Below are 20329 nucleotides of genomic sequence, written 5' to 3'. Positions count from 1 at the left end.
CCGCCGGCGTAGGCCTCAGTCGAAGCGCAGGTCGGAGAGCTGCCGCTCGAGCGCGGTGATGTCGTCCTCCTCCGACGCCGCCTCGGCCGGGCGGGCGGCCATAAGGGCTGCCAGCTCGCCGCCCGCCCGCCGTATGCGTGCGGGCAGGCCCTCGGTGTACTCGTCGCCACCGGATCCCCAATCCTCGGACGCCGCGTACACCGCGGTGGGGACGACGACGGCCCGCAGGTAGGCGAAAAGCGGGCGCAGGGCGTGCTCCAGGACCAGGGAGTGGCGGGCCGTGCCTCCGGTCGCCGCGATCAGGACCGGCTTGCCGGTGAGGGCGGCCGGGTCGATCAGGTCGAAGAAGGACTTGAACAGCCCGCTGTAGGACGCGGTGAACACGGGGCTGACAGTGATCAGACCCGCGGCACCCGTCACCGCGTCGATCGCGGTGGCCAGTTGCGGCGGCGGGAAGCCGGTCACGAGGTTGTTCGCGACGGCGACGGCCAGTTCCCGCAGCTCGATGACCTCGACCTCCACGTCGTGGCCCTCGGCGGAGAGTTCGTCGCGGACCGACTCGGCGAGACGGTCCGCCAGCAGGCGTGTGGAGGACGGAGTGCTCAGTCCTGCGGACACGGCGACCAACTTCATGCGGCGGTCACTCCCTCCGAGGCCGCAGCAGCCGCGACGCGCGCCGCGTGCGTCGGCGCGTCCGGTACGTCGGCCGGGCGGCCCTTCGCGAACTCCTCGCGCAGGACGGGCACCACCTCTTCGCCGAGGATGTCGAGCTGTTCCAGAACCGTCTTCAGGGGCAGGCCCGCGTGGTCCATCAGGAACAGCTGCCGCTGATAGTCGCCGACGGTCTCACGGAAGGACAGCGTCCGCTCGATGACTTCCTGGGGAGAGCCCACCGTCAGTGGGGTCTGCTCGGTGAACTCCTCCAGCGACGGTCCGTGCCCGTAGACGGGCGCGTTGTCGAAGTAGGGGCGGAACTCCCGAACGGCGTCCTGCGAGTTCTTCCGCATGAACACCTGCCCGCCGAGACCGACAATGGCCTCCTCGGGCCGGCCGTGACCGTAGTGTGCGTACCGTCGCCGGTACAGCTGGACCATCCGCCTCGTGTGCTCGGCCGGCCAGAAGATGTTGTTGTGGAAGAAGCCGTCACCGTAGAAGGCCGCCTGGTCGGCGATCTCCGGAGAGCGGATGGAGCCGTGCCAGACGAACGGCGCGACGCCGTCCAGCGGACGCGGTGTGGAAGTGAAGCCCTGCAAGGGCGTGCGGAACTTGCCCTCCCAGTTCACCACGTCCTCGCGCCACAGCCGACGCAGCAGCGCGTAGTTCTCCTTGGCGAGGTTGATGCCCTCCCGGATGTCCTGTCCGAACCACGGATACACCGGCCCGGTGTTGCCGCGGCCCATCATCAGGTCGACCCGGCCGTCGGCCAGGTGCTGGAGCATCGCATAGTCCTCCGCGATCTTCACCGGGTCGTTGGTGGTGATCAGCGTGGTGGCGGTGGAAAGTATCAGCTTCTCGGTGCGGGCGGCTATGTAGCCGAGCATGGTGGTCGGGGACGACGGCACGAACGGCGGGTTGTGGTGCTCGCCGGTCGCGAAGACGTCCAGGCCGACCTCCTCGGCCTTGAGCGCGATGGCGACCATCGCCTTGATGCGTTCGTGCTCCGACGGCGTACGGGCATTGGTCGGGTCGGTCGTCACATCACCGACCGTGAAGATACCGAATTGCATGGGACCCTCTTCTTCCGGCAAAACGTATGGTTCCTGGAACGTTAGGCGCCGCTCACAGGGTCGCCATGACTGTGTGTGCACAGGGTCATGTCCTCCAGCGCCCTCCTCCGGTCCGCCTGCCCGGGGCGCGCCACACGTGTGCAGTGGCGGACAAGTGGCACGGCACCCACAGACAATCCGCGCCGGCGGTCGAGGTCTAACGTGTCAGTGCCCCAAGGCGCCGACCGCGTCCACCCGGCCGGCTCGGCCTCTGCGAAGAAGGCAAGCTGCCGGCCGAGGGGCAAGACCGCTGCGGTTCTCGTCCACGCGCGGACCGACAGGCGCTCCGACGGCATCGGGTGGCGCGTGACAGCAGCCCCTCCGCACAACCCGGACATGCCTGACTGTGGCCACGGCCCACCGGCCCCGGCCCCGCCCCCGATGCCTCGTCAAGACCGCCGCCTCCTCCCCTGGAGTACCCATGGCTTCGCCGACCGTGGTCGAACTGTCACGATGGCAGTTCGCGATCACCGCGATCTTCCATATGACCTTTCCCGCGCTGACCGTCGGACTCTCCGTGCTCCTCGCGGTCGTGTACACGATCTACGTCCGCACCGGAAACCCCCTGTACCTGCAGATCTTCCGGTTCTGGAAGAAGATCTTCGCCGTCGGCTTCGGCCTGGGCGTGGTCGCGGGCACGGTGATGACCTTCGAGTTCGGCCTCAACTGGGGCACGTACGCCCACGCGGTCGGTCCGATCATCGGTGTCACCATCGGCATGGAAGTGATCACTGCCTTCTTCCTGGAGGCGGGATTCATCGGCCTGATGCTCTACGGGGACGGACGGATCCGCCCGCGCACGATGGCCCTGGCCAGTTGGATGGTCGCCTTCGGAACGCTGCTGTCCACGACCTGGATCCTGTCTGCCAACAGCTGGATGCAGGACCCGGTCGGCTATCAGAAGGTCGACGGCCAGTTCCACGCCAGGGACTGGATCGGCATCCTGCTCAACCCCGCCTTCGCCCATCGCTTCCCGCACATGCTGCTGGCCGTGCTGATCAGCGCCGCCTGGTTCGTCGGCGGGATCTCCGCCTGGTACCTGGTCAAGAACCGGGTGCACGCCCAGCCCATGGCCCGCCGCTGTCTGTCCATCGCACTCGGTGTGCTGGCGGTCCTGATGCCCATTCAGCTGTACGTGGGAGACGGCACGGCGGTCTTCATGGGACAGCACCAGCTCCCCAAGCTCGAGGCGTTCGAGGGCAACTGGAAGAGCGACAACAACGGCTACAACCTGCTCATCGTCCCCGACATGAACAAGGGCGAGAACAGGCTGCATGTGGAGATTCCCTATCTCGGCTCGGTCATCGCCCAGGACCTCAGCGGCAGGACGACGACGCCCGGACTGCTGGGGACCCCGCCCGACGAGCGCCCCAACATGTGGACCACCTTCTACGGTTTCCGCGCGATGTACTTCACCGCGCTGCTCATGTTCGGTACGGCCTTCGCGGGCCTGGTCCTGCGCATGCGGCGGCGCCTCTTCGACTCCCCGCGCTTCCTGCGGTGGATGGTGTGGATGACCCCGGCCGGAATCATCGCCATCACCGGCGGATGGATCGTCGCCGAGACGGGCCGCCAGCCCTGGGTGGTCTACGGCCAGCTGCGCACCTCCGACGCGGTCTCCCACCTGACCACATTCGAAGTCGCCGCCAGCCTGGCCGGTTTCGTTCTGCTCTACGCCTGTCTGCTGGCCATCTGGGCCCGCTACATCGTCCGCACGGTCAAGGCCGGCCCCGAGGCACTGCCCACCGGGCCTGCCTCGCCCGACGCATCGGAGGCCCTCGTTGCTTGAGTACGCCAGTTACGCCCTGGTTCTCTTCTCGCTCGGCATGTACGTCGTCCTCGACGGTTACGACCTCGGGGTGGGCATGCTCAGTCTGGCGGCCCCGCCGGCGCGTCGACGCGAGTACACCGAAATCGTCGCCACGGCCTGGGACGCCAACGAGAGCTGGATCATCCTGGTCGGCGTCGTTCTCTGGGCCGGCCTGCCCGGCGCCTACGCCGTGGTGCTGCCCAGCGTCTATCTGCCGCTGATCGTCATGCTGGTCTCCATCATCCTGCGCGGCCTCGGCCTGGAGATGCAGAGCGCGGCAGGCGGCTACCGGCGGGGCTGGGCGCTGCTGTTCGGCGGGGCGTCGCTCGCCGCCACCGTGTGCCAAGGCCTCATCCTCGGCGCCGTGCTCACCGGCCCGCACCATCGCAACGGGACCTTCGAGGGCGCGGCCTTCGACTGGTTCAGCCTCTACAGCGTGCTGTGCGCTCTCGGCCTGGTCGCTGTCTACCTGCTGGCCGGGGCCGCCTGGCTGCAGGACAAGACCGAAGGGTGGTCTCCATCTGGCGTCCGCCGTACCGGACGGTCCCTGCTGGTGGTCACCGCGGTCATGGCGCTCGTACTCGGCATGACGCTGGAGAGCGCCGACCCGCAGGAGTTCCACCTGGGGCAGCCCGTGCGGGCCGTGCTGTTCTGGATCGCCGTCGCCGCCGCTGCCGTGGCCGGCGCCGTCGCCTGGTACGGCTTCGGCCGCCGCCCCGACTGGCGGCCGTTCGCGGCCGTGGCCACGCTGATGGCCTGTGGGCTGGTGGGGCTGGCCGTGGCCTCCGTACCGGTCGTCGTGCCGCCCGGGCTGACCGTCCATCAGGCCGCGAGTCCCCACTCCTCCCAGCTCTTCCTGGTCCTCGGCGTCGGCTTGAGCATGCCCTTCGTGCTGGCCTACAACGTGTACGCCTGGCGGAGTTTCCGGGGCAAGTACAGCGATCCGGTCGAGAACCCTCTCCCGCCGCTGCGTGCGCGAGCCCACCCCGTCACGATCGCACCCGTGTCCACCAGCGCCCCGCGGACGATCGTGCGGCGGGTCCTGCTGGTGGTGATCGGGATCCTGGCCACCGCCTTGTCCCAGGACGTGTTCGGCGGCGTCGCCGAATGGATCGGCCCGATCGGTGTCACCGGGTTGTCCTGCACGGCACTGGCCGCCTGGATCATCGGAGACCGCCGCGACGGACGCGCCGGATACTACGACGCGGAGACCAGGGTGGAGACCGCCCCGTGAGCACCGCCACCGTGCTCCTAGACGAACTGGCCGCAGAGGGGCGCGAAGACCGGGCGGCCGCCAGGCTGAAGGAATGGGCGGCTCTCGGGCTGCCTCAGCTGCGGTGCGCGGGACTCCTGCGCGGCGCGGCACAGCTCGGCACCGTCACCTGGTCGGGCGGTCTTGCCTGGGGCGCCCAGCGAGGACTGTCCGCACTGCGCGGCGACCCGCACCCTTCGGCCGTCCTGCTCCCCGCCCTGCTGATGGTGGCCGGCGTGGCCCTGCGAGCCGGATTGCTGGCCGCGGGCGACGCGGCAGCCGCACGCGGCGCCCGCACCGTACGCGAGTCCCTGCGCGGCCGGCTCGTCGAGGCGGCGCTGCCCGTCCACGGCCCGGCCCGCACCGACCTGGACGACGCCGCGCCGGCCCAGGCCGTCGACAGCGAAGTGGACCGGTTGACCGACTGGCTCACCGACTACCTGCCCGCGCGAACCACCATGCTGCTGGGCAGCGGCCTCACCTTGGCGGCGATCGCCTGCGGCAGTTGGTTCGTCGCCCTGCTCGTGCTGGCCGCCACTCCACTGCTGCCGGCCAACCTGAAGGTCATCGGCCTGGGCACGCAGACCGCCGTCCGCGCCCAACTGGAGGCGATCCGCGCCCACCAGGCTCGGCTGCTGGACCATCTGCGCGGCCTGCCCACCCTGGTCGGGCTCGGCGCTCACGACGAAGCGGCCGGTGCGACGGCCCGGCACGACCAGGAAGTCGCCCATCGCACCGAGAAGGTGCTGCGGATCGCCTTCCTTTCCACCGCGTGGATCGAACTGCTCATCACCGGCACCCTCGCCGTGGTCGCGACCTACTGCGGCCTGGTCCTGCTCGACTACCTGCGCGTGCCCCTCGTACCGGACCACATGAGCCTGTCCGCCGCGCTGTTCGTCCTCGTCCTGGTGCCCGCCTACTTCGCTCCGGCCCGTGACCTGGCCGCCGGGTACCACGCCCGCGCCCAGGCGACCGCCACCGCGGACCTGCTGGCCCCGATACTGGACGCGCCCGGCGAGAACCTCATACCGGCCACCGAACCGGTCCGGCCCGCACGACGGACCGCGGCGCCACCCGGGGTACGCCTGGAATCGGTCAGGGTCCACCACCCCGGACGGGAGAGACCCGCCCTGGACGGCGTCAGCGTGGACCTCGCCCCGGCGCGGTGCCTCGCCGTCACCGGACCCAGCGGGGCGGGCAAGTCCACCTTGCTGGCCGTCGCGGCCGGCCTGTGCGCCCCGGACGGCGGACGCGTGCTCCACCTGCTGGACGGCCGCGCCGTCCCCGCCGATCCCCGCCGAGTCTCCTGGGTGGGCCAGCCGGCGCACCTGCTGCCCGGAACCCTGCGGGAGAACCTCCTCCTGGCCCGTCCCACCGCGAACGACCACGAGCTGCTGGACGCCGTCGCCTCCCTCGGATTCGAAGACCTCCTGGCCGCACTGCCGCGGGGGCTGGACACACCACTGGGCGAGCGTGGCACCGGCCTGTCCTCCGGCCAGTCCCAGCAGCTCGCCCTGGTCCGGGCACTGCTGCGGGACGCACCCCTGCTGTGTCTGGACGAACCCAGCGCCCACCTCGACCCGGAAGCGGAGCGGCGCGTCCTGTCCGCCCTGCGGACCCTGACCCGCGACCGTACCGTCCTGCTCGCCACCCACAGTCCCGCACTGCTACCGCTGGCGGACCAAGTCATCGTGCTGGACCAGGGCATCGTGCTGGACCGGGACATCGTGCTGGACCAGGACATCGGTATGGACCAGGACATCGTGCCGGACCAGGGCATCGGGATGAACCAAGGGAGGGCCCGATGAAGCGCGTCAGCGCCTGGCGGCTGCTGCGCACCGCGACCCCGCTCCGCGCCCTCCTGATCGGCATGCTGCCGGCCGCGGCAGCCGAACTCAGTGGCGCCGCACTGCTCGGTGTGTCCGGCTGGTTCCTGACGACCTGCGCCGTGGTCACCCTCCAGGCCAACACGACCTGGTCCTGGATGTATCCCTCGGGCGCCGTCCGGACACTGGCCCTGACCCGCACCGGTCTGCGCTACGTCGAACGCCTCGCCAACCATCGGACAATGCTGGCCTCCCAGGTGGCCCTGCGCGCTCGGCTGGCCCGTGGTGCTGCCCACCTCACCCCCCACAAGCTGCGCGGACAACGTGACGGGACGCTGCTCACCCGGCTCACCGTCGATGTGGAGACCGTCGCGGGCCTGCCCGCGAACGCCATCGCCCCGTTGGTGGCAGCGGTCACCACCGCGTGCCTGGTCGAGGCCTTGCTGCTGTGGGCCATGCCGCTCATGGGGGCGGCCGAACTGGTCGTCTGGGCGGCCGGCCTCGCCTGCGCCCGGCAAGCCCACCGCCGTGCGCGAACCCACCTGGCCGCCGCGGCCGAGGCCAGGGCCGCGCTTCGTACCGTACTGCTCGGCAGCCGGGCCGCTTTCAACGAACTGCGGTGCCTGGATGCCCTGCCGCAGGCTCGGCGGACGGCCACCAACGCGACAGCCGCCGTCGAGCGTGCCGAGTGGGCCGCTGCCCGAGCCGAACGGGATGGCCGTCTGTCACTGCGTCTTGCGGCCGCGGTCGGCCAGGCAGCGGTACTGGTCATCGGCCTGCGCGGCGCCCCCGCCCAGCCGGTCGCCGTCGTGGTGGGCGAGGTGCTGCTCGTGGCGGCCGGGTGGGAGCTCCTGGAGAGACTTCCCCGGCTGATGCAGTGTCTGGCGCAGGCGGGGGACGCGGCCGAACGCCTCGCTCCCCTCGCTCCCTTCGCCGCTGACGAGCGGCCCCAGGACCGACCGCGGCCGACGGCCCGCTCCATCGAGACGAACGGTCTCCCGATCAACGGCTCGCCGGCGAAACTCACCGTGACCCTGAAAGGCCCTGTCCTGGTGCTGGTCACCGGCCCCAACGGCAGCGGGAAGTCGACCCTGCTCAACCGGCTCGCCGGGCGCGTACCGGCTCCCGTCGGCACGGTCCTGCTCGACGGCACGCCCGTGCACGAGCTGCCGACGCAGGCCGTCGCCGAAACGGTGACCCTCGTCGAGGCCGACGACTGGCTCGCCGACGACACGGTGGCGGCCAATCTGCGTCAGGCGGCACCGTCGGCCGACGCCGCCGCACTACGGGACGTACTGGCAGTGGTCGGCCTGTCGGCCCTGCCGCTGGACACACCGGTCGGCCCCGGCGGGCGCCTGCTGTCCCAAGGGCAACGAAGGCGCCTCGCCACGGCTCGCGCCGTGCTGAGGCGTCCCCCGGTCCTGCTGCTGGACGAACCGTCCGCCGGACTGGACCGCCCCACCGCCGAGGCGCTCCTGGCCGCGCTGCCCCAAGCGCTGCCCGAGACCGCGGTGGTGATCGCCATGCAGGAGCAGGACCTTGACCTGCTGGACCGGACGCCGACCACCGTCATCCGGCTCGGGCGGGCCGCCGACCGGCCGCACCTGCCCGAGTGGGCGGCCCCGTACACGCCGGGCCGGGCCGCCGCCGCACGGGTGGGCGGCGCGGTCCGCTCTTCCGTGCTCGGTGACTGAGGTGCTTCACGCAGGAGGGCCGGGGTTGAGCCGGTGCCCTACGGGGGCTGCTACCGAACGCTCGCCCAGGGCGTCAAGGGAGTTGGGGTCGGCGGCGACGCCGACCGTCGAGGGCCTGGCCTGACTCAGGGGTCGGCGCATGGGGCTTCGGGGGCCTGGAGCATGGGCCACGGGCGGCTTCGCAGTGGCGGACGGTGGCCGCCCTCGCCGACGGCCTGAAGCCGGGTGAGGGGCCGGGTGGGAGCGCCCGCCGACGGCTGCCCGGGGCGGCCGCACCCCCGGGTACAGCCGGTGGAAGTGCCGGCGCTTACGCGCGGCATCGACGACTTGTCGCGTGCTCGTCCAGGTGTTCGTGGACGTCGGCGTCCAGGCGTCGGGCATGGCGAGCAGCGTCCAGGACAGCCGACGGGCCACCGTGGGCCGGGCCGATCCGTCCGTGTCCACGGTGGCCCAGTGGCCAGACAAGCCGGCAGGCCGCCGCCCCTCGGAGGGGCGGCGGCCTGCCGCTGAAGCCGCGGATGATCCCGGTCCGACCGACAGCCGCATCTCGCGATGTCGCTGCGCCATGGTGGCCGACCGGGATCGGTCAACTACTGTCGACGCGCGGTCACTTCGCCAGGAACGCCAGGAGCGCGGCGTTGACCTCTTCCGCGTGGGTCCACAGCAGACCGTGCGGGGCGCCCTCGATCTCCACGTAGTCGGCGGACGGGAGCGCCTTGTGGAACGGCCGCGCGGTCCCCTCGACGGGCAGGATCCGGTCGCCCGTGCCGTGCAGGATCAGGGCCGGTACGTCGATGGCCGGGATGTCGGCCCGGAAGTCGGTGTACCAGGTCGACGGCGCGGCAGCGGCAGCGAAGAAACCACCGCCCGCCGCCACGTTCCAGCTGTTGCGTACGGCCTCCTCGCTGATCCGGGTGCCGAGGTTCTCGTCCAGGTTGTAGAAGTCCTTGTAGAAGGCGGTGTAGTACGCGTACCGGTCGGCCTTCACGGCCGCGACAACGCCGTCGAAGAACTCCTTCGGGGCCACCCCGTCCGGGTTGTCGTCGGACTTGAGCAGGCAGGGCTCCAGCGAGGCCAGGAAAGCCACCTTGGCGACCCGGGCGGAGCCGTACGTGGACACGTACCGGGCGACCTCTCCGGTGCCCATGGAGAAGCCGACCAGGACGGCGTCCCGCACGTCGAGGGTCTCCAGCACGGTGTTCAGGTCGGCCGCGAAGGTGTCGTAGTCGTAGCCGGTCGTCGGCTGGCTGGACTGCCCGAAACCACGGCGGTCGTACGTGATCACGCGGTAGCCGGCGTCGAGCAGCACGGCCGACTGCCGCTCCCAGGAGTGGCCGTCGAGCGGGAAGCCGTGAATGAGGACGACCGGCTGCCCGGTTCCATGGTCCTCGTAGTACAGCTCGATGGAAGTGGAGTTCTCCTGACCCACGGTGATGTACGGCATGCGTTGCTTCCTCGTTTTCTGATGACTGGTGCGCACGGCACGGAACGACCTTGACGTTAACGCCGACGCCGTGGCGCCTGTTGTCGCGCAGCGCACCACTCCTTGCCCGCGGGCGCAAAGATCGCGGACGCGGAGACCGAGGACACGGAGATCGCAGACCCGGAGATCGCAGGCTCCAGATCCCGGGCGCGGACGGACCAGGGTTCGGGCGCTCACAGACAACGTGCCTTCGCCGTTCGTCCTTACCGTTCCAATAGCCCGTTCCTCGGGCTGCTTCCATCCCCGGCGCGGGCGGCCGACTCAACCGACCAGCCGGGTCGTCCATCAGCCGTCACCATCCTTCATAAGGAGTTGTGTCATGTCTTCGTCCGGCAGCCCGACCGTCGTCCTGGTCCACGGTGCCTTCGCCGACGCATCCAGCTTCTCCCGGGTCATCCCCGAACTGATCGCCCGCGGGCTGGACGTGGTGGCCCCGGCGGTGCCCAACCGCAGCCTGCTCGGTGACGCCGCCTACATCGCCTCGCTCGTCCGTCAGATACCCGGACCGGTCGTCCTGGTGGGACACTCCTACGGCGGTGCCGTCATCACCGTCGCCGGTGCGGAGGACAACGTCAGAGCGCTGGTCTACCTGGCCGGCTACGCCCTGGAGAAGGGCGAGAGCCTGGGCGAACTGCAGGGCCGTTTCCCGGACTCCGACCTCGCCGCCGCTCTCGTCTACACGCCTTTCCCGATCGAGGGCTCGACCACTCCGGGTACCGACGTGTCGGTCCGGATCGACAAGTTCCCGTCGATCTTCGCCGCGGACGTCGACCCCCGCCTCGCCTCCGTCCTCGCCGTCTCCCAGCGTCCACTGGCCGCGCAGGCCTTCACCGAGGCGGCCCCCGTCGCGGCGTGGAAGACCAAGCCCTCCTGGGGCCTGGTCGCCTCGGCCGACCGCACGATCAACCCCGATGTCGAGCGCTACGGCTACCAGCGGGCCGGCATGACCACCGTCGAGGTCGACTCCTCGCACCTGGTGATGCTCGCGCACCCCGAGCGTGTCGCCGAACTGATCCACGAGGCGGTCCGGGCCACCGCCCGGTGAAGCGTGCCGCGCGTCGGCCCACTGCCGGGCCCCGGACCGTACCTTTTGTCACCACCGCAGGAAGCGAACGATGAACTCACCGATCTCTCGCCGCACAGTCACCGTTTCACTCCTGGCCGGCGCCGCCGCCCTGGGAACACCCGTTGCCGCGTTCTCCGCTCCGTCACCGGCGCAGGACCGGTCCACCGGTGGGCACCCGCATGAGGGCAGGCCCACCATCGTCCTCATCCACGGCGCGTTCGCCGACGCCTCCAGTTGGAACGCTGTCGTCGAGCGGCTCCAGCGGCAGGGCCACCATGTCCTGGCACCGGCACTGCCGTTGCGCGGGCTGGCGAGCGACGCCGCCTACATCCGCAGCGTCCTGGACAGCATTCCGGGCCCGATCGTCCTCGTGGGCCACTCCTACGGCGGATCGGTCATCAGCGTCGCCGCGGCCGACGCGCCGCGGGTCAAGGCCCTGGTCTACATAGCCGCCTTCGTCCCGGAGATCGGCGAGAGCGCCCTGGAGCTCACCGCCAAGTACCCCGGCAGCACCTTGGCACAGGCCACGGCCACCCAGTACTACCCGTTGCCCGGGGGTGGCCAGGGTGAGGAGTTGATCATCAAGAAGGAGCTGTTCCGGGAGCAGTTCGCGGCAGGTGTCCCGGCCACGACCGCTCAGGTGATGGCCGTGGGGCAACGCCCGATCGCCCTGGCCGCACTCCAGGAGAAGTCCACCGCGGCAGCGTGGAAGAAGATCCCCAGCTGGTATCTCGTGGCCACCGAGGACCGCAACATCCCTCCGGCCGCCGAGGAGTGGATGGCCGACCGTGCCGGCGCCCGCACCGTCAGGGTGCGCGCGCCCCACGCGGTTGCCGTGAGCGACCCGGGTCCCGTCACCGACTTGATCCTGCGCGCCACCCGCTCGGCCCGCTGAACGAACCGCCTGGTGGACCCGGGGTGGCACCGTCACACAGCCCACCGAGGGTGTGGAGGATTGTCGCCCCTGAGCGCCCGGCCCTTGTGGTCCGGGCGCTCAGCCGTCTTACGGGAAGGCCCTCGGTCCTCTTGGGCATGAGCCCACCTCTTGGGTATGAGCCCGCCCATTGAGCCTCAGTCCGCCCATTGAACCTCAGCTCGCCCCTTGAGCCTCCCCCCTTGAGCCTCAGCCCCCTTGAGCCTCAGCCCACCTCTTGACCTCAGGCCGCGCCCTTCTTGGCAGCGTTGAGAATGTCGACGACGGTGTGGAAGTAGCGCGTCGTCGCATCGCGCCCGAGGTGCCGCTCCTGGAATCCCTTGGCGGCGGGCGCCCTGCCGTTGATCAGGTACCAGACGACGAATGCCTCGTACGGCGTGGTGCGGATGATCTCCATGTCCTTCTTCGGCGAGAGCAGCGGCAACTCCAGCGCCGGATCTATCCGCTCGGTCGTGAACACCACACAGCAGCGCATGTCGTCGGTGACGGTGATGTCCTTGAACGGATCGAGCGCGATCAGCTCCTCCACCTCCGGGATCGTGCGCAGGCAGACCGCCACCTCGTAGCCGAGGGCCTCCCGCAGGTGGGTGCCGATGGTGTCGCTCAGCACCGCCCGATCCTCCTCGTCGGTCTCGAAGAAGACGTTCCCGCTCTGGATGTGGCTGCGGATCGAGCTGAATCCCATGTCCCGGAACAGTCCTCGGAGACGCTCCATCTTCACCGAACGACCGGGGACGTTCATGCCTCGCAGAAACGCGATGTAGAGCACAACCAATCACCCTATCCGTGGGAACCCCTGGTCTCGGGCCGCGCCAGTATAGCCACGGTTCACAGGCCCGGTCCGGTGCCGGGGAACGGGGCCCGGACAGCAGCGCAGGGTTTTGTTGGAACGTCATGACAAACCTGTTGACATCCCCTGTGGGCGGCTCCATAGTACGTGTGCCACTAGAGCGCGCTAATAAAGCGCTCTAGTGGCAGAGAGACAGGCGGTCCGCACCCATGACCGCCCCGCCAGAACTCCGTGCGCCCGCGCTCAGGACAGCCGCTGCCTCGGCAGGCAAGGCGAGCACCCCGCGCATGACAGTGGCCCTGGTCACCCACGCGGCCCCCGGCGACACGTTCTGGGACCTGATCCGCAAGGGCGCCGAGGCAGCCGCCGCCAAGGACAACATCAAGCTCGTCTACTCCAGCGACCCCAACGCCGGCAACCAGGCCAACCTGGTGCAGAACGCCATCGACCAGAAGGTCGACGGCATCGCACTGACGACGGCCAAGCCGGACGCGATGAAGGCCGTGGTGGCCAGGGCCAAGGCGGCCGGCATCCCGGTCGTCGGCTTCAACTCCGGTCTGGGCAACTGGAAGCAGCTCGGCATGCTCGAGTACTTCGGTCAGGACGAGAACATCGCGGGCCAGGCCTTCGGGCAGCGGCTCAACCAGCTCGGCGCCAAGCACGCCCTCTGTGTCATCCAGGAACAGGGACAGGTCGCCCTGGAGGCCCGCTGCGCCGGTCTGAAGAAGGGTTTCGAGGGCCAGACGGAGAACATCTATGTCAACGGCACCGACATGCCCTCGGTGAAGTCGACCATCACCGCCAAGCTCCAGAAGGACTCCTCCATCGACCAGGTGGTCACCCTCGGCACCCCCTTCGCGCTGACCGCCGTGCAGTCCGTGTCCGACGCGGGCAGCAAGTCGAAGGTCGCGACCTTCGACCTCAACAAGGAACTGGTGAAGGCCGTCCAGGACGGCAAGGTGGAGTTCGCGGTCGACCAGCAGCCCTACTTGCAGGGCTATCTCGCCGTCGACTCCCTGTGGCTGTACAAGACGAACGGCAACTTCAGCGGCGGCGGCACCGCTCCGGTGCTCACCGGACCCGCCTTCATCACCAAGGACAACGTCGACGACATCGCCAAGTTCGCCGCGAACGGGACCCGATAACGAGAGCGGGAACCGACAACACGAGGACCGGCGCCATCGGCGCCGTCCTGATCACCAGGGCCACACCCACCACTCGCGTCGAACCCCCGCGGCGGGTGAGGGCCCTCATCCCTGTGGCGCCGGCCCGCTGGTCCCCCGGATCACCAGCTTCGGATCCAGCACCGCTTCCCGGGGCTCCAGCTCGGGGTTCTCCAGCCGTTCCACCGCGAACCGCACCGCATGCTCCGCCATGAGCACCGCGTCCTGCCGGACCGTGGTCAGACCGATCGGCATCAGATGGGAGAGGTGGCTGTCGTCGTAGCCGATGACGGACATGTCCCGTGGAACCTCGACACCCGCCCGCGTCAGGGCCATCAACAGGCCCATCGCGCTTCGGTCGTTGCCCGCGAGAACCGCCGTAGGAAGCGGCAGCCCACGGTCGCGTTCGGCCAGCAGCAGACGCCCCGTCTCGATGCCCGACTGTTCGGTGTGGTCGCCGGGGATCACCCGGACTTCGGACTCCAGTCCACGCCGGCGCATCGCGGCCCGGTAGGCGCGCCGCCGCTCGGCCGACCCGGGACCGCGGCCGCCGTCGATGTGCACGATCAGGCGGTGGCCCAGTTCGACAACGTGGTCCATGGCCTGCCACACGCCCTTGCCCTCCGCGCTGTGCACCAAGTCCACTCGGGCACGGGGCACTCGGCGACTGACCGAGACGGCGACCGTACGGCGTCCGAGCTCCTCCAGGTAGGCGGACTCCGCGTCCGGGCCGAGCAGGATCACCGCCTCGCAGCGGTGGCTCAGCAAGGCCTCCACCGCCTTGGCCTCACTACGGCCCTGAGCCGCCGCGGAGAGCAGGACGTCGTAGCCGAGCCGTTCCGCCTCGGGGTAGATCCCCTCGATGAGGTCCGTATGGAAGGTCTGGTGCACGGTGAACATCACGCCGAGGGTGCGGCTGCGACCGCGGGCCAGCAGCCGGGCCGCGCTGTCGGGCCGGTATCCGAGCTCGTCGGCGACGCGCAGCACCCGCTCACGGGTCTCCTGGCTCGCTCCCGGCTGATTGCGGAAGATGATCGAGACGAGCGCCCGGGACACGCCCGCTTTCTCGGCGACGTCCGCCATCGTGGGCCGCTGCTTGCCCGACGCATCCACCTGTGAACCCACCCTTCGACGCCCTCACCTTACGGGCAGTCCCGAAAGCTCTCGGCAACAAGCTCTTGACATGACTTTTGAACAGGGCTCATCGTACTCGTCTAGAGCGCTCCAGTAGAGCGCGCCAGTCAACCTCCCCGTGAAACTCCGGAGCCCGCCGCCGGCTCAAGGGAGCCCCCGATGATCGGCTTCCTGACGTGGAAGTCGTCCTCGTCACCTCGTGGGGCCCCACCCACGCCGAGCACGTCTGAACGCCAGCGCCGCCGGCAAACCGGTGTTCTCCGAGAAGCCCCCGCCACCACCGCTCACGAGGGTCGGTCGGCACTGCCCGGGACCAGGGCCGGCTGAGGGTCGGCCTGGCGGAGTTCGGCCAGGAGCTCGCTCTGACCGGCGAGCAGTTCGGTCAGGATCCGGCGAGCCGCGCGCAGGAGTTCGGCGACGTCACCGCCGGCGAGCGCGTAGCTGACGGTGGAGCCCTCCCGGATGGACACCACGATCCCCGAGCGGCGCAGTACGGCCAGTTGCTGCGAGAGACTCGACGGTTCGATCTCGATCTCGCCGAGCAGGTCGCGTACGGGAACGGGGCCGCTCTGCAACAGCTCCAGGACCCGGATGCGCACGGGGTGCCCGAGCATGCGGAAGAACTCGGCCTTGGCCTGGTAGAGGGGGACCTGCATGGTGAATCGCTCGCTCCCTGCCGCATCTGGTGGGGTCTGTTGTGAGCGCGACGGCCCAATTCGTGCCGCCGCGGCCTGCGTTGCGGACCGATCCTCGCGGTTGGAGCCCCGCACACCCATGAGATTGTCCTGTTCTGGATGTACCCAGATGAAGAACTCTTCAAGTCGTGGGTGTGCGGAGGCAGTGAGGAAACGGCTGTCTACACCTCCAGCTCGGCCTCGATGCGCTTGAGCTGATGGCGGGCCATGGCCAGGTTGGACTTCGCCCTGTCGAGCACGAGGTAGAGGAACAACCCGTTGCCGCTGCGGCCCTTGAGCGGCCGGAGGATGTGGTACTGATGCCCGAGCGTGATCAGCATGTCCTCGATCTCTCCCTTGAGGCCGAGGTGGTCCATGGTGCGGGTCTTGGCGCGGATCACATCCGTGTTGCCCGCCGCCGCGACAGCCAGATCGAGGTCCTTGCCACCCCCCAGGGTGCCCAGCGCCATACCGCTGGTGTAGTCGACGAGAGCGGCTCCCAGCGCACCCTCGATCGAGGTCATCGTCTCCTTGAGAGAGATCTCCACATTGGCCATACCGCTGTCTCCTCCTGGTCACTGCGCGGCCCGGGCATCTTCCGCCCGGCCGGTGCCCCGGACCCTACGTACTGGGCGCGGCAAGCAGCCGAGTTGTTCCGCGACTGACGCAGGGAGCTCCGAAATGCCGGATGACACGGGATCTTTTGATCATTTCTGCACAGCGAGTGACCGCCTGAGAGCCGCCCCGCTGTCGGTCTTCCGGGGACGGACACGGAGTACTGCGGTGTCTACGCCACCGCCCTTGTGGCCCTCTCCTGCCCGAAAGGTCCTCTGCCGGTTGAGTGACGGCTCTTCGGGTGAAGTCTGCTCGGGGCAGGACACACCACCGCGCGCCGAGTCCGGCGGAAATCCTTTCCCACGCGGGGCGCTTCAGGGATCGGCATGGTCGTGGACGCCGCTCAACACGACCGAGCAGGGGATGGCGACCACGGCAGCCGGGGCGAACGTGCCGTGCTAAGGGAGGGTTATGAGACAGTCCCGAATCACGGCATGCATCTCCTCGCTCCTCCTCGCCGCCGCCTGCACCGTCACCGGTGCCACGACGGCGCAGGCGGCCCCCGAAGCGAGGGCCACGGGCTACGTGGCCCTCGGTGACTCCTACTCCGCCGGCGTGGGGGCCGGCAGCTACCTCGGCTCCAGCGTCGAGTGCCTGCGCAGCAGCCAGTCATATCCCGCGCTGTGGGCCGCGGCCCATGCACCGTCGTCGTTCACCTTCACCGCGTGCAACGGCGCACGCACGAGTGATGTCATGGCCGGCCAGCTCGGCGCGCTCAGTACCCGTACCGGCCTCGTCAGCATCACCGTCGGTGGCAGCGACTCGGGGTTCTCCGACGTCATGATGACCTGTGTGTTGCGAGGCCACAGCGCATGCCTGTCCGCCGTCGCCAAGGCGCGCTCCTACATGGACGCGGCCCTCCCGGGCAACCTGGACCGTCTCTACACGGCCATCAGAAGGAAGGCACCGGCCGCCCGCGTCGTGGTTCTGGGCTATCCGCACCTGTACAAGCTCCACGGCACCTGTTCGGCCGGCCTCTCGGACAGCGAGCGGTCCGCCATCAACAACGCCGTGGACCATCTGAACGGTGTCATCGCGAAGCGCGTCGCCGACCACGGGTTCACCTTCGGCGACGTCAGGTCCGCCTTCTCCGGGCACGAGATCTGCTCCTCCAGCCCCTGGATGCGCAGCGTCAACTGGCTCGCCGTCACCGAGTCGTACCACCCCACAGCACTCGGGCAGTCCCGCGGCTACCTTCGCGTGTTCACCGGCGCGGCCTGAACGCCGCGCGGGGCAGGCCGGTGGTGCCGGCACCTCAACAAACCCATGAGTACGTGACGTCCGTGGATGTCTGACAGACACTTTGGCTATGGACACTCAACGGGGTGAGTGGGGCGGATGGCAATCGCCGTCCGAAGTGCGCAACATCGTCCAGCACAGTACTGTCGAGTACCTGGTCCAGGTGGGCTACGTCCACGGCAACCTCGTGGTGAACCTGCCGCCCACCCGCGACCCGGCCGACATCGCCGCCGAGGAGCTGGCCCGCGCGGTGCGCGCCCGGTGGTCGGCCGAGGCCGCCGCCTGGGACCTCGGCGACACGCAGGCCCCGCTCTCCGTGCGGTGGCTCGCGCGCTGGACGTCCTCCGCGGACACCGGAGCGGCCGTACGCAGCGACCGGCTCGGTGACGTCGTCGACACGCTGTGCGGACTCGACCCGCGGCGGATGCTCGTGCTCGGTGGCCCCGGCTCCGGCAAGTCCACTCTGCTCGCCATGACCGTCCTGCGCCTGGCCGAGCGTCACCTGGGCGATGTGACCCGGGGTGTCCTCGGCGACCGCGCCACGCCCGTCCCGGTGCTGCTGTCGCTGGAGTCGTGGGAGGCGGAGACCATGGCCTTCCGCGACTGGCTGGTCGGGCGCATCGAGGAAGACCATCCGGGCCTGCCACGGGTGGCCGGGGAGCATCCGGCCCGTCGTCTGGTGCGTGACGGCCGGGTCCTGGCCGTTCTCGACGGCCTCGACGAGCTCCCCGACCACCGCCGGGCCGCCGTCGTCCGCGAACTCGACGCGGCTCCCCGGGAGTCGGGCTTCGTCATGGCCTCCCGCACCGAGGAGTACCGCGCCCTCGGCCTGCACATGGCCGGCGTCTCCGACATCGAGGCCCTCCCGGTCGGCCCCCGTGACGCGGCCCGCTATCTGCTGCGTACGGCCCCCGACGCGCTGCACGAGCGGTGGGGCCAGGTGGTCGACGAGTTGGCCGAACACCCGGATGGGCCGCTCGCGCGGGCACTGACGACCCCGCTGATGATCTGGCTCGCCCGCCGCGCCTACAGCGGCCCGTACGCCGACCCGGCCCGGCTCACCGACCGGGCCTGGCTGCCCACGCGGGAGGCCGTCGAGAAGCATCTGCTGGACGAGGTGATCCCGGCGGCCTTCGCGCCGCGCGCCCACGACACGGAGCGGCTTCACGCGCCCGGCCGCTGGAACGCGGTGCGCGCCCGGGGCTGGCTCGCCTTCCTCGCCCGCGAACTCGACCGCCGTCGCACCGCCGAGTTCTCCTGGTGGCGCCTGAACCGGGCATGGGCGGCCCGTCTCCTCACCGTGCCGACACTGGCGGCCTTGTGCATCGTGCTCGCCGAGTCGGTGCTGTCGGTCACCACATGGGCGCAGGACACGTACGGGGACTCGGTGCTGCCGGCGAGCATCTTCGAGCACACCGACATGTTGGCCGGTTTCGCTTTCGGTATGAGCCTTCAGATGGCCACGATGTTCTGGTTCGGCGACCGGATCTGGGAGCCACGGCGCCGGGCCAACCCCTTCAAAGCGGGCGCCGCCCTGCGCTCGGCCTCACGCGCGGCCTCCGTGCGCCGGGGCCTGACGGCGTTCGCCGTCCTCCTGGTGCCGAGTGCGCTGTTGGCGTTGTTGGCCCAAAGCTACTCCCACCCCGGCGCGTTCGCCGCGCAGGCCCTGCTGAGCTTCGCCGCACCGGCTCTGGTGATGGCTGTGATCGCCGCGCCGTCGGACACCGTCGACGCCGCCACACCCGACGAACTCCTGCGCGACGAGCGCCGCACCACCCTGCTCACCCTGGGCGTGGTCGCGCCGATGATCGGTCTCGGCGCGGGCGCACACGCGCTGCTGACCGGCAAGGGGCCCGTGGACGTCACGGCGGCCTCCGTGAAGGCCCTCACCGGCGCCGTGATGGTGCTCGTCGTGCTGAGCGAGTGGTCGCTGTGGGTGGTCTCCAAGGCATGGCTCGCGCTGCTGGGCCGGGTGCCCTGGTCGCTGATGGAGTTCCTCCGGGACGCCTACGGCCAGGGACTTCTCATGCGGTACGGCGGCACCTATCGCTTCCGGCATCTTCGGCTCCAGGAACACCTGGCAGGACGCGAACGGCACGCGACGCCCTCGCCCGCCGTCCCGGCACCACGACAGCAGCCCCTCGTCGTCACCCAACCCCAGCCGCGCCGACGACCGCCCGCCGCCGAGCCGTTGCCCCGTTTCTCGGAGATGCTGGACAACCCACCGGCGATGCACGAGCTGCGCGGCTACACCGCGCTCTCCACGGACCAGGCGTACGTCTTCTCGGGCCGCGACCGCCGCCTGCCACTGGGCCACTGGCCGTGGGGCGGACTGTTCATGGTCGTCGCGATGCTGCGCCTGGCGGCGACCGGTAACTGGGACGAGCCGGCGGGCTGGGTCAGCGTGGCGTTCTGGCCCGTCTTCGCGCTCCTCATCAACATCGTGGCGTACCTGTTGCCGAAGACCACCCGGGAACTGCGCGTCGACGCCCACGGGATCGAGGCCCGCATGGGACGCCACCGGGTTGCCTACGCCTGGCAGGACGTCCTCGCGGCCGGCGTCCGGCAGGTCTATGTCCGGGGCCGCAACCAGCGCTGTTTCGGCCCGCATGTGCGGCTCAAGCCCGGGGCGCCGACGCCGAAGCCGGTGTTCCGCGGCCGGGACGGGTGGTATCTCGTGCTGCCGCTGCACGTGCGCCCGACCATGCCCCCCGATGTGGTCGACGCGTTCGCGCGCTTCTCGGGTGGCCGTTGGCAGGGCTGACGCGATGAGCGGCGGGGTCGACGCGACCGACGCTGCCGCTCGACGCGCTGGTGGCGAACATGCGCGAGGGACCGAGCCGAGGTGAGGCCGTCCCATGGTTACACAACGTGATGCAACCA

Annotated in this window: 16 protein-coding genes and 1 pseudogene; 10 read left to right on the top strand and 7 right to left on the bottom strand. The window is 69.9% G+C overall.

Annotation, left to right across the window (positions count from 1 at the left end; all coding sequences use genetic code 11):
* Nucleotides 1–15 precede the first annotated feature (15 nt).
* Together Q2K21_RS18710 and Q2K21_RS18705 are read right to left on the bottom strand one after the other, a co-directional pair.
* The gene (locus Q2K21_RS18710; RefSeq protein ID WP_310772348.1) at nucleotides 16–633 is read right to left on the bottom strand and encodes an FMN reductase; all 618 of its coding nucleotides are present in this window, start codon (nucleotides 631–633) and stop codon (nucleotides 16–18) included.
* On the bottom strand, nucleotides 630–1727 hold the full coding sequence (locus tag Q2K21_RS18705; RefSeq protein ID WP_310772346.1) for an LLM class flavin-dependent oxidoreductase: 1098 nt from the start codon (nucleotides 1725–1727) through the stop codon (nucleotides 630–632). The genes Q2K21_RS18710 and Q2K21_RS18705 overlap by 4 nt, the downstream gene beginning before the upstream one ends.
* Nucleotides 1728–2187: 460 nt before the next feature.
* Between Q2K21_RS18705 and Q2K21_RS18700 the strand changes: the two genes are divergently transcribed.
* The 4 genes from Q2K21_RS18700 to Q2K21_RS18685 are packed head-to-tail and all read left to right on the top strand — an operon-like array spanning nucleotide 2188 to nucleotide 8348.
* The gene (locus Q2K21_RS18700; protein WP_310772344.1) at nucleotides 2188–3555 is read left to right on the top strand and encodes a cytochrome ubiquinol oxidase subunit I; all 1368 of its coding nucleotides are present in this window, start codon (nucleotides 2188–2190) and stop codon (nucleotides 3553–3555) included.
* Nucleotides 3548–4810 (top strand): cytochrome d ubiquinol oxidase subunit II, encoded by a 1263-nt coding sequence (locus Q2K21_RS18695; protein WP_310772342.1) that lies wholly within the window; start codon nucleotides 3548–3550, stop codon nucleotides 4808–4810. Before Q2K21_RS18700 ends, Q2K21_RS18695 begins: the two co-directional genes overlap by 8 nt.
* Nucleotides 4807–6636: an ABC transporter ATP-binding protein/permease gene (locus tag Q2K21_RS18690; protein WP_310772340.1), complete on the top strand. Its 1830-nt coding sequence runs from the start codon at nucleotides 4807–4809 to the stop codon at nucleotides 6634–6636. The genes Q2K21_RS18695 and Q2K21_RS18690 overlap by 4 nt, the downstream gene beginning before the upstream one ends.
* Entirely contained in the window at nucleotides 6633–8348 is a 1716-nt protein-coding gene (locus tag Q2K21_RS18685; RefSeq protein WP_310772338.1) for an ATP-binding cassette domain-containing protein, read from the top strand. The genes Q2K21_RS18690 and Q2K21_RS18685 overlap by 4 nt, the downstream gene beginning before the upstream one ends.
* Before the next feature lie 607 nt (nucleotides 8349–8955).
* Here the strand turns inward: Q2K21_RS18685 and Q2K21_RS18680 are convergent.
* Complete coding sequence (locus Q2K21_RS18680) at nucleotides 8956–9792, bottom strand: alpha/beta fold hydrolase (protein ID WP_310772337.1); 837 nt, start codon at nucleotides 9790–9792, stop codon at nucleotides 8956–8958.
* Nucleotides 9793–10150: 358 nt separating this feature from the next.
* Between Q2K21_RS18680 and Q2K21_RS18675 the strand changes: the two genes are divergently transcribed.
* Nucleotides 10151–10876 (top strand): alpha/beta fold hydrolase, encoded by a 726-nt coding sequence (locus tag Q2K21_RS18675; protein WP_310772334.1) that lies wholly within the window; start codon nucleotides 10151–10153, stop codon nucleotides 10874–10876.
* A gap of 70 nt (nucleotides 10877–10946) precedes the next feature.
* A complete protein-coding gene (locus Q2K21_RS18670; RefSeq protein WP_310772332.1) occupies nucleotides 10947–11792 on the top strand; it encodes an alpha/beta fold hydrolase in 846 nt (281 codons plus the stop codon).
* Between the two features lie 262 nt (nucleotides 11793–12054).
* Here Q2K21_RS18670 and Q2K21_RS18665 read toward each other — a convergent pair whose 3' ends face one another.
* Nucleotides 12055–12600 (bottom strand): DUF1697 domain-containing protein, encoded by a 546-nt coding sequence (locus tag Q2K21_RS18665; RefSeq protein WP_310772330.1) that lies wholly within the window; start codon nucleotides 12598–12600, stop codon nucleotides 12055–12057.
* A gap of 230 nt (nucleotides 12601–12830) precedes the next feature.
* Here Q2K21_RS18665 and Q2K21_RS18660 point away from each other — a divergent pair, with 230 nt between their 5' ends.
* Nucleotides 12831–13766 (top strand): substrate-binding domain-containing protein, encoded by a 936-nt coding sequence (locus Q2K21_RS18660; RefSeq protein WP_310772328.1) that lies wholly within the window; start codon nucleotides 12831–12833, stop codon nucleotides 13764–13766.
* A gap of 105 nt (nucleotides 13767–13871) precedes the next feature.
* Here the strand turns inward: Q2K21_RS18660 and Q2K21_RS18655 are convergent, their stop codons facing one another.
* Nucleotides 13872–14867 (bottom strand): LacI family DNA-binding transcriptional regulator, encoded by a 996-nt coding sequence (locus tag Q2K21_RS18655; protein WP_310781082.1) that lies wholly within the window; start codon nucleotides 14865–14867, stop codon nucleotides 13872–13874.
* A gap of 221 nt (nucleotides 14868–15088) precedes the next feature.
* Here Q2K21_RS18655 and Q2K21_RS35800 point away from each other — a divergent pair.
* Nucleotides 15089–15189, top strand: a pseudogene (locus Q2K21_RS35800) (Gfo/Idh/MocA family oxidoreductase); the annotation flags it as partial.
* Nucleotides 15190–15202: 13 nt separating this feature from the next.
* On the opposite strand, the gene Q2K21_RS18650 reads toward Q2K21_RS35800, so the two are convergent.
* Together Q2K21_RS18650 and Q2K21_RS18645 are read right to left on the bottom strand one after the other, a co-directional pair.
* Complete coding sequence (locus Q2K21_RS18650) at nucleotides 15203–15574, bottom strand: ArsR/SmtB family transcription factor (RefSeq protein ID WP_310772326.1); 372 nt, start codon at nucleotides 15572–15574, stop codon at nucleotides 15203–15205.
* Between the two features lie 200 nt (nucleotides 15575–15774).
* A complete protein-coding gene (locus tag Q2K21_RS18645; protein ID WP_310772324.1) occupies nucleotides 15775–16149 on the bottom strand; it encodes a roadblock/LC7 domain-containing protein in 375 nt (124 codons plus the stop codon).
* Nucleotides 16150–16618: 469 nt separating this feature from the next.
* Between Q2K21_RS18645 and Q2K21_RS18640 the strand changes: the two genes are divergently transcribed.
* Both Q2K21_RS18640 and Q2K21_RS18635 read left to right on the top strand, forming a co-directional pair.
* Nucleotides 16619–17428: an SGNH/GDSL hydrolase family protein gene (locus Q2K21_RS18640; protein WP_310772322.1), complete on the top strand. Its 810-nt coding sequence runs from the start codon at nucleotides 16619–16621 to the stop codon at nucleotides 17426–17428.
* Nucleotides 17429–17516: 88 nt separating this feature from the next.
* Nucleotides 17517–20210, top strand: a complete 2694-nt coding sequence (locus tag Q2K21_RS18635) for an NACHT domain-containing protein (protein WP_310772320.1) — start codon at nucleotides 17517–17519, stop codon at nucleotides 20208–20210.
* The last annotated feature ends 119 nt before the right edge of the window (nucleotides 20211–20329 follow it).

The sequence above is a fragment of the Streptomyces sp. CGMCC 4.7035 genome, from assembly GCF_031583065.1.
GTDB lineage: Bacteria > Actinomycetota > Actinomycetes > Streptomycetales > Streptomycetaceae > Streptomyces > Streptomyces yaanensis.
The sequence above is the reverse complement of the archived record's forward strand: the minus strand, read 5'-3'. Positions and strand labels throughout refer to the sequence as shown.

Bases quoted from the DNA above. Each gene is read 5' to 3' on its own strand.
- Q2K21_RS18710 (WP_310772348.1), bottom strand. From the start codon at position 633: ATGAAGTTGGTCGCCGTGTCCGCAGGACTGAGCACTCCGTCCTCCACA.
- Q2K21_RS18705 (WP_310772346.1), bottom strand. From the start codon at position 1,727: ATGCAATTCGGTATCTTCACGGTCGGTGATGTGACGACCGACCCGACC.
- Q2K21_RS18700 (WP_310772344.1), top strand. From the start codon at position 2,188: ATGGCTTCGCCGACCGTGGTCGAACTGTCACGATGGCAGTTCGCGATC.
- Q2K21_RS18685 (WP_310772338.1), top strand. From the start codon at position 6,633: ATGAAGCGCGTCAGCGCCTGGCGGCTGCTGCGCACCGCGACCCCGCTC.
- Q2K21_RS18680 (WP_310772337.1), bottom strand. From the start codon at position 9,792: ATGCCGTACATCACCGTGGGTCAGGAGAACTCCACTTCCATCGAGCTG.
- Q2K21_RS18675 (WP_310772334.1), top strand. From the start codon at position 10,151: ATGTCTTCGTCCGGCAGCCCGACCGTCGTCCTGGTCCACGGTGCCTTC.
- Q2K21_RS18670 (WP_310772332.1), top strand. From the start codon at position 10,947: ATGAACTCACCGATCTCTCGCCGCACAGTCACCGTTTCACTCCTGGCC.
- Q2K21_RS18660 (WP_310772328.1), top strand. From the start codon at position 12,831: ATGACCGCCCCGCCAGAACTCCGTGCGCCCGCGCTCAGGACAGCCGCT.
- Q2K21_RS18655 (WP_310781082.1), bottom strand. From the start codon at position 14,867: ATGGCGGACGTCGCCGAGAAAGCGGGCGTGTCCCGGGCGCTCGTCTCG.
- Q2K21_RS18650 (WP_310772326.1), bottom strand. From the start codon at position 15,574: ATGCAGGTCCCCCTCTACCAGGCCAAGGCCGAGTTCTTCCGCATGCTC.
- Q2K21_RS18645 (WP_310772324.1), bottom strand. From the start codon at position 16,149: ATGGCCAATGTGGAGATCTCTCTCAAGGAGACGATGACCTCGATCGAG.
- Q2K21_RS18640 (WP_310772322.1), top strand. From the start codon at position 16,619: ATGAGACAGTCCCGAATCACGGCATGCATCTCCTCGCTCCTCCTCGCC.
- Q2K21_RS18635 (WP_310772320.1), top strand. From the start codon at position 17,517: ATGGACACTCAACGGGGTGAGTGGGGCGGATGGCAATCGCCGTCCGAA.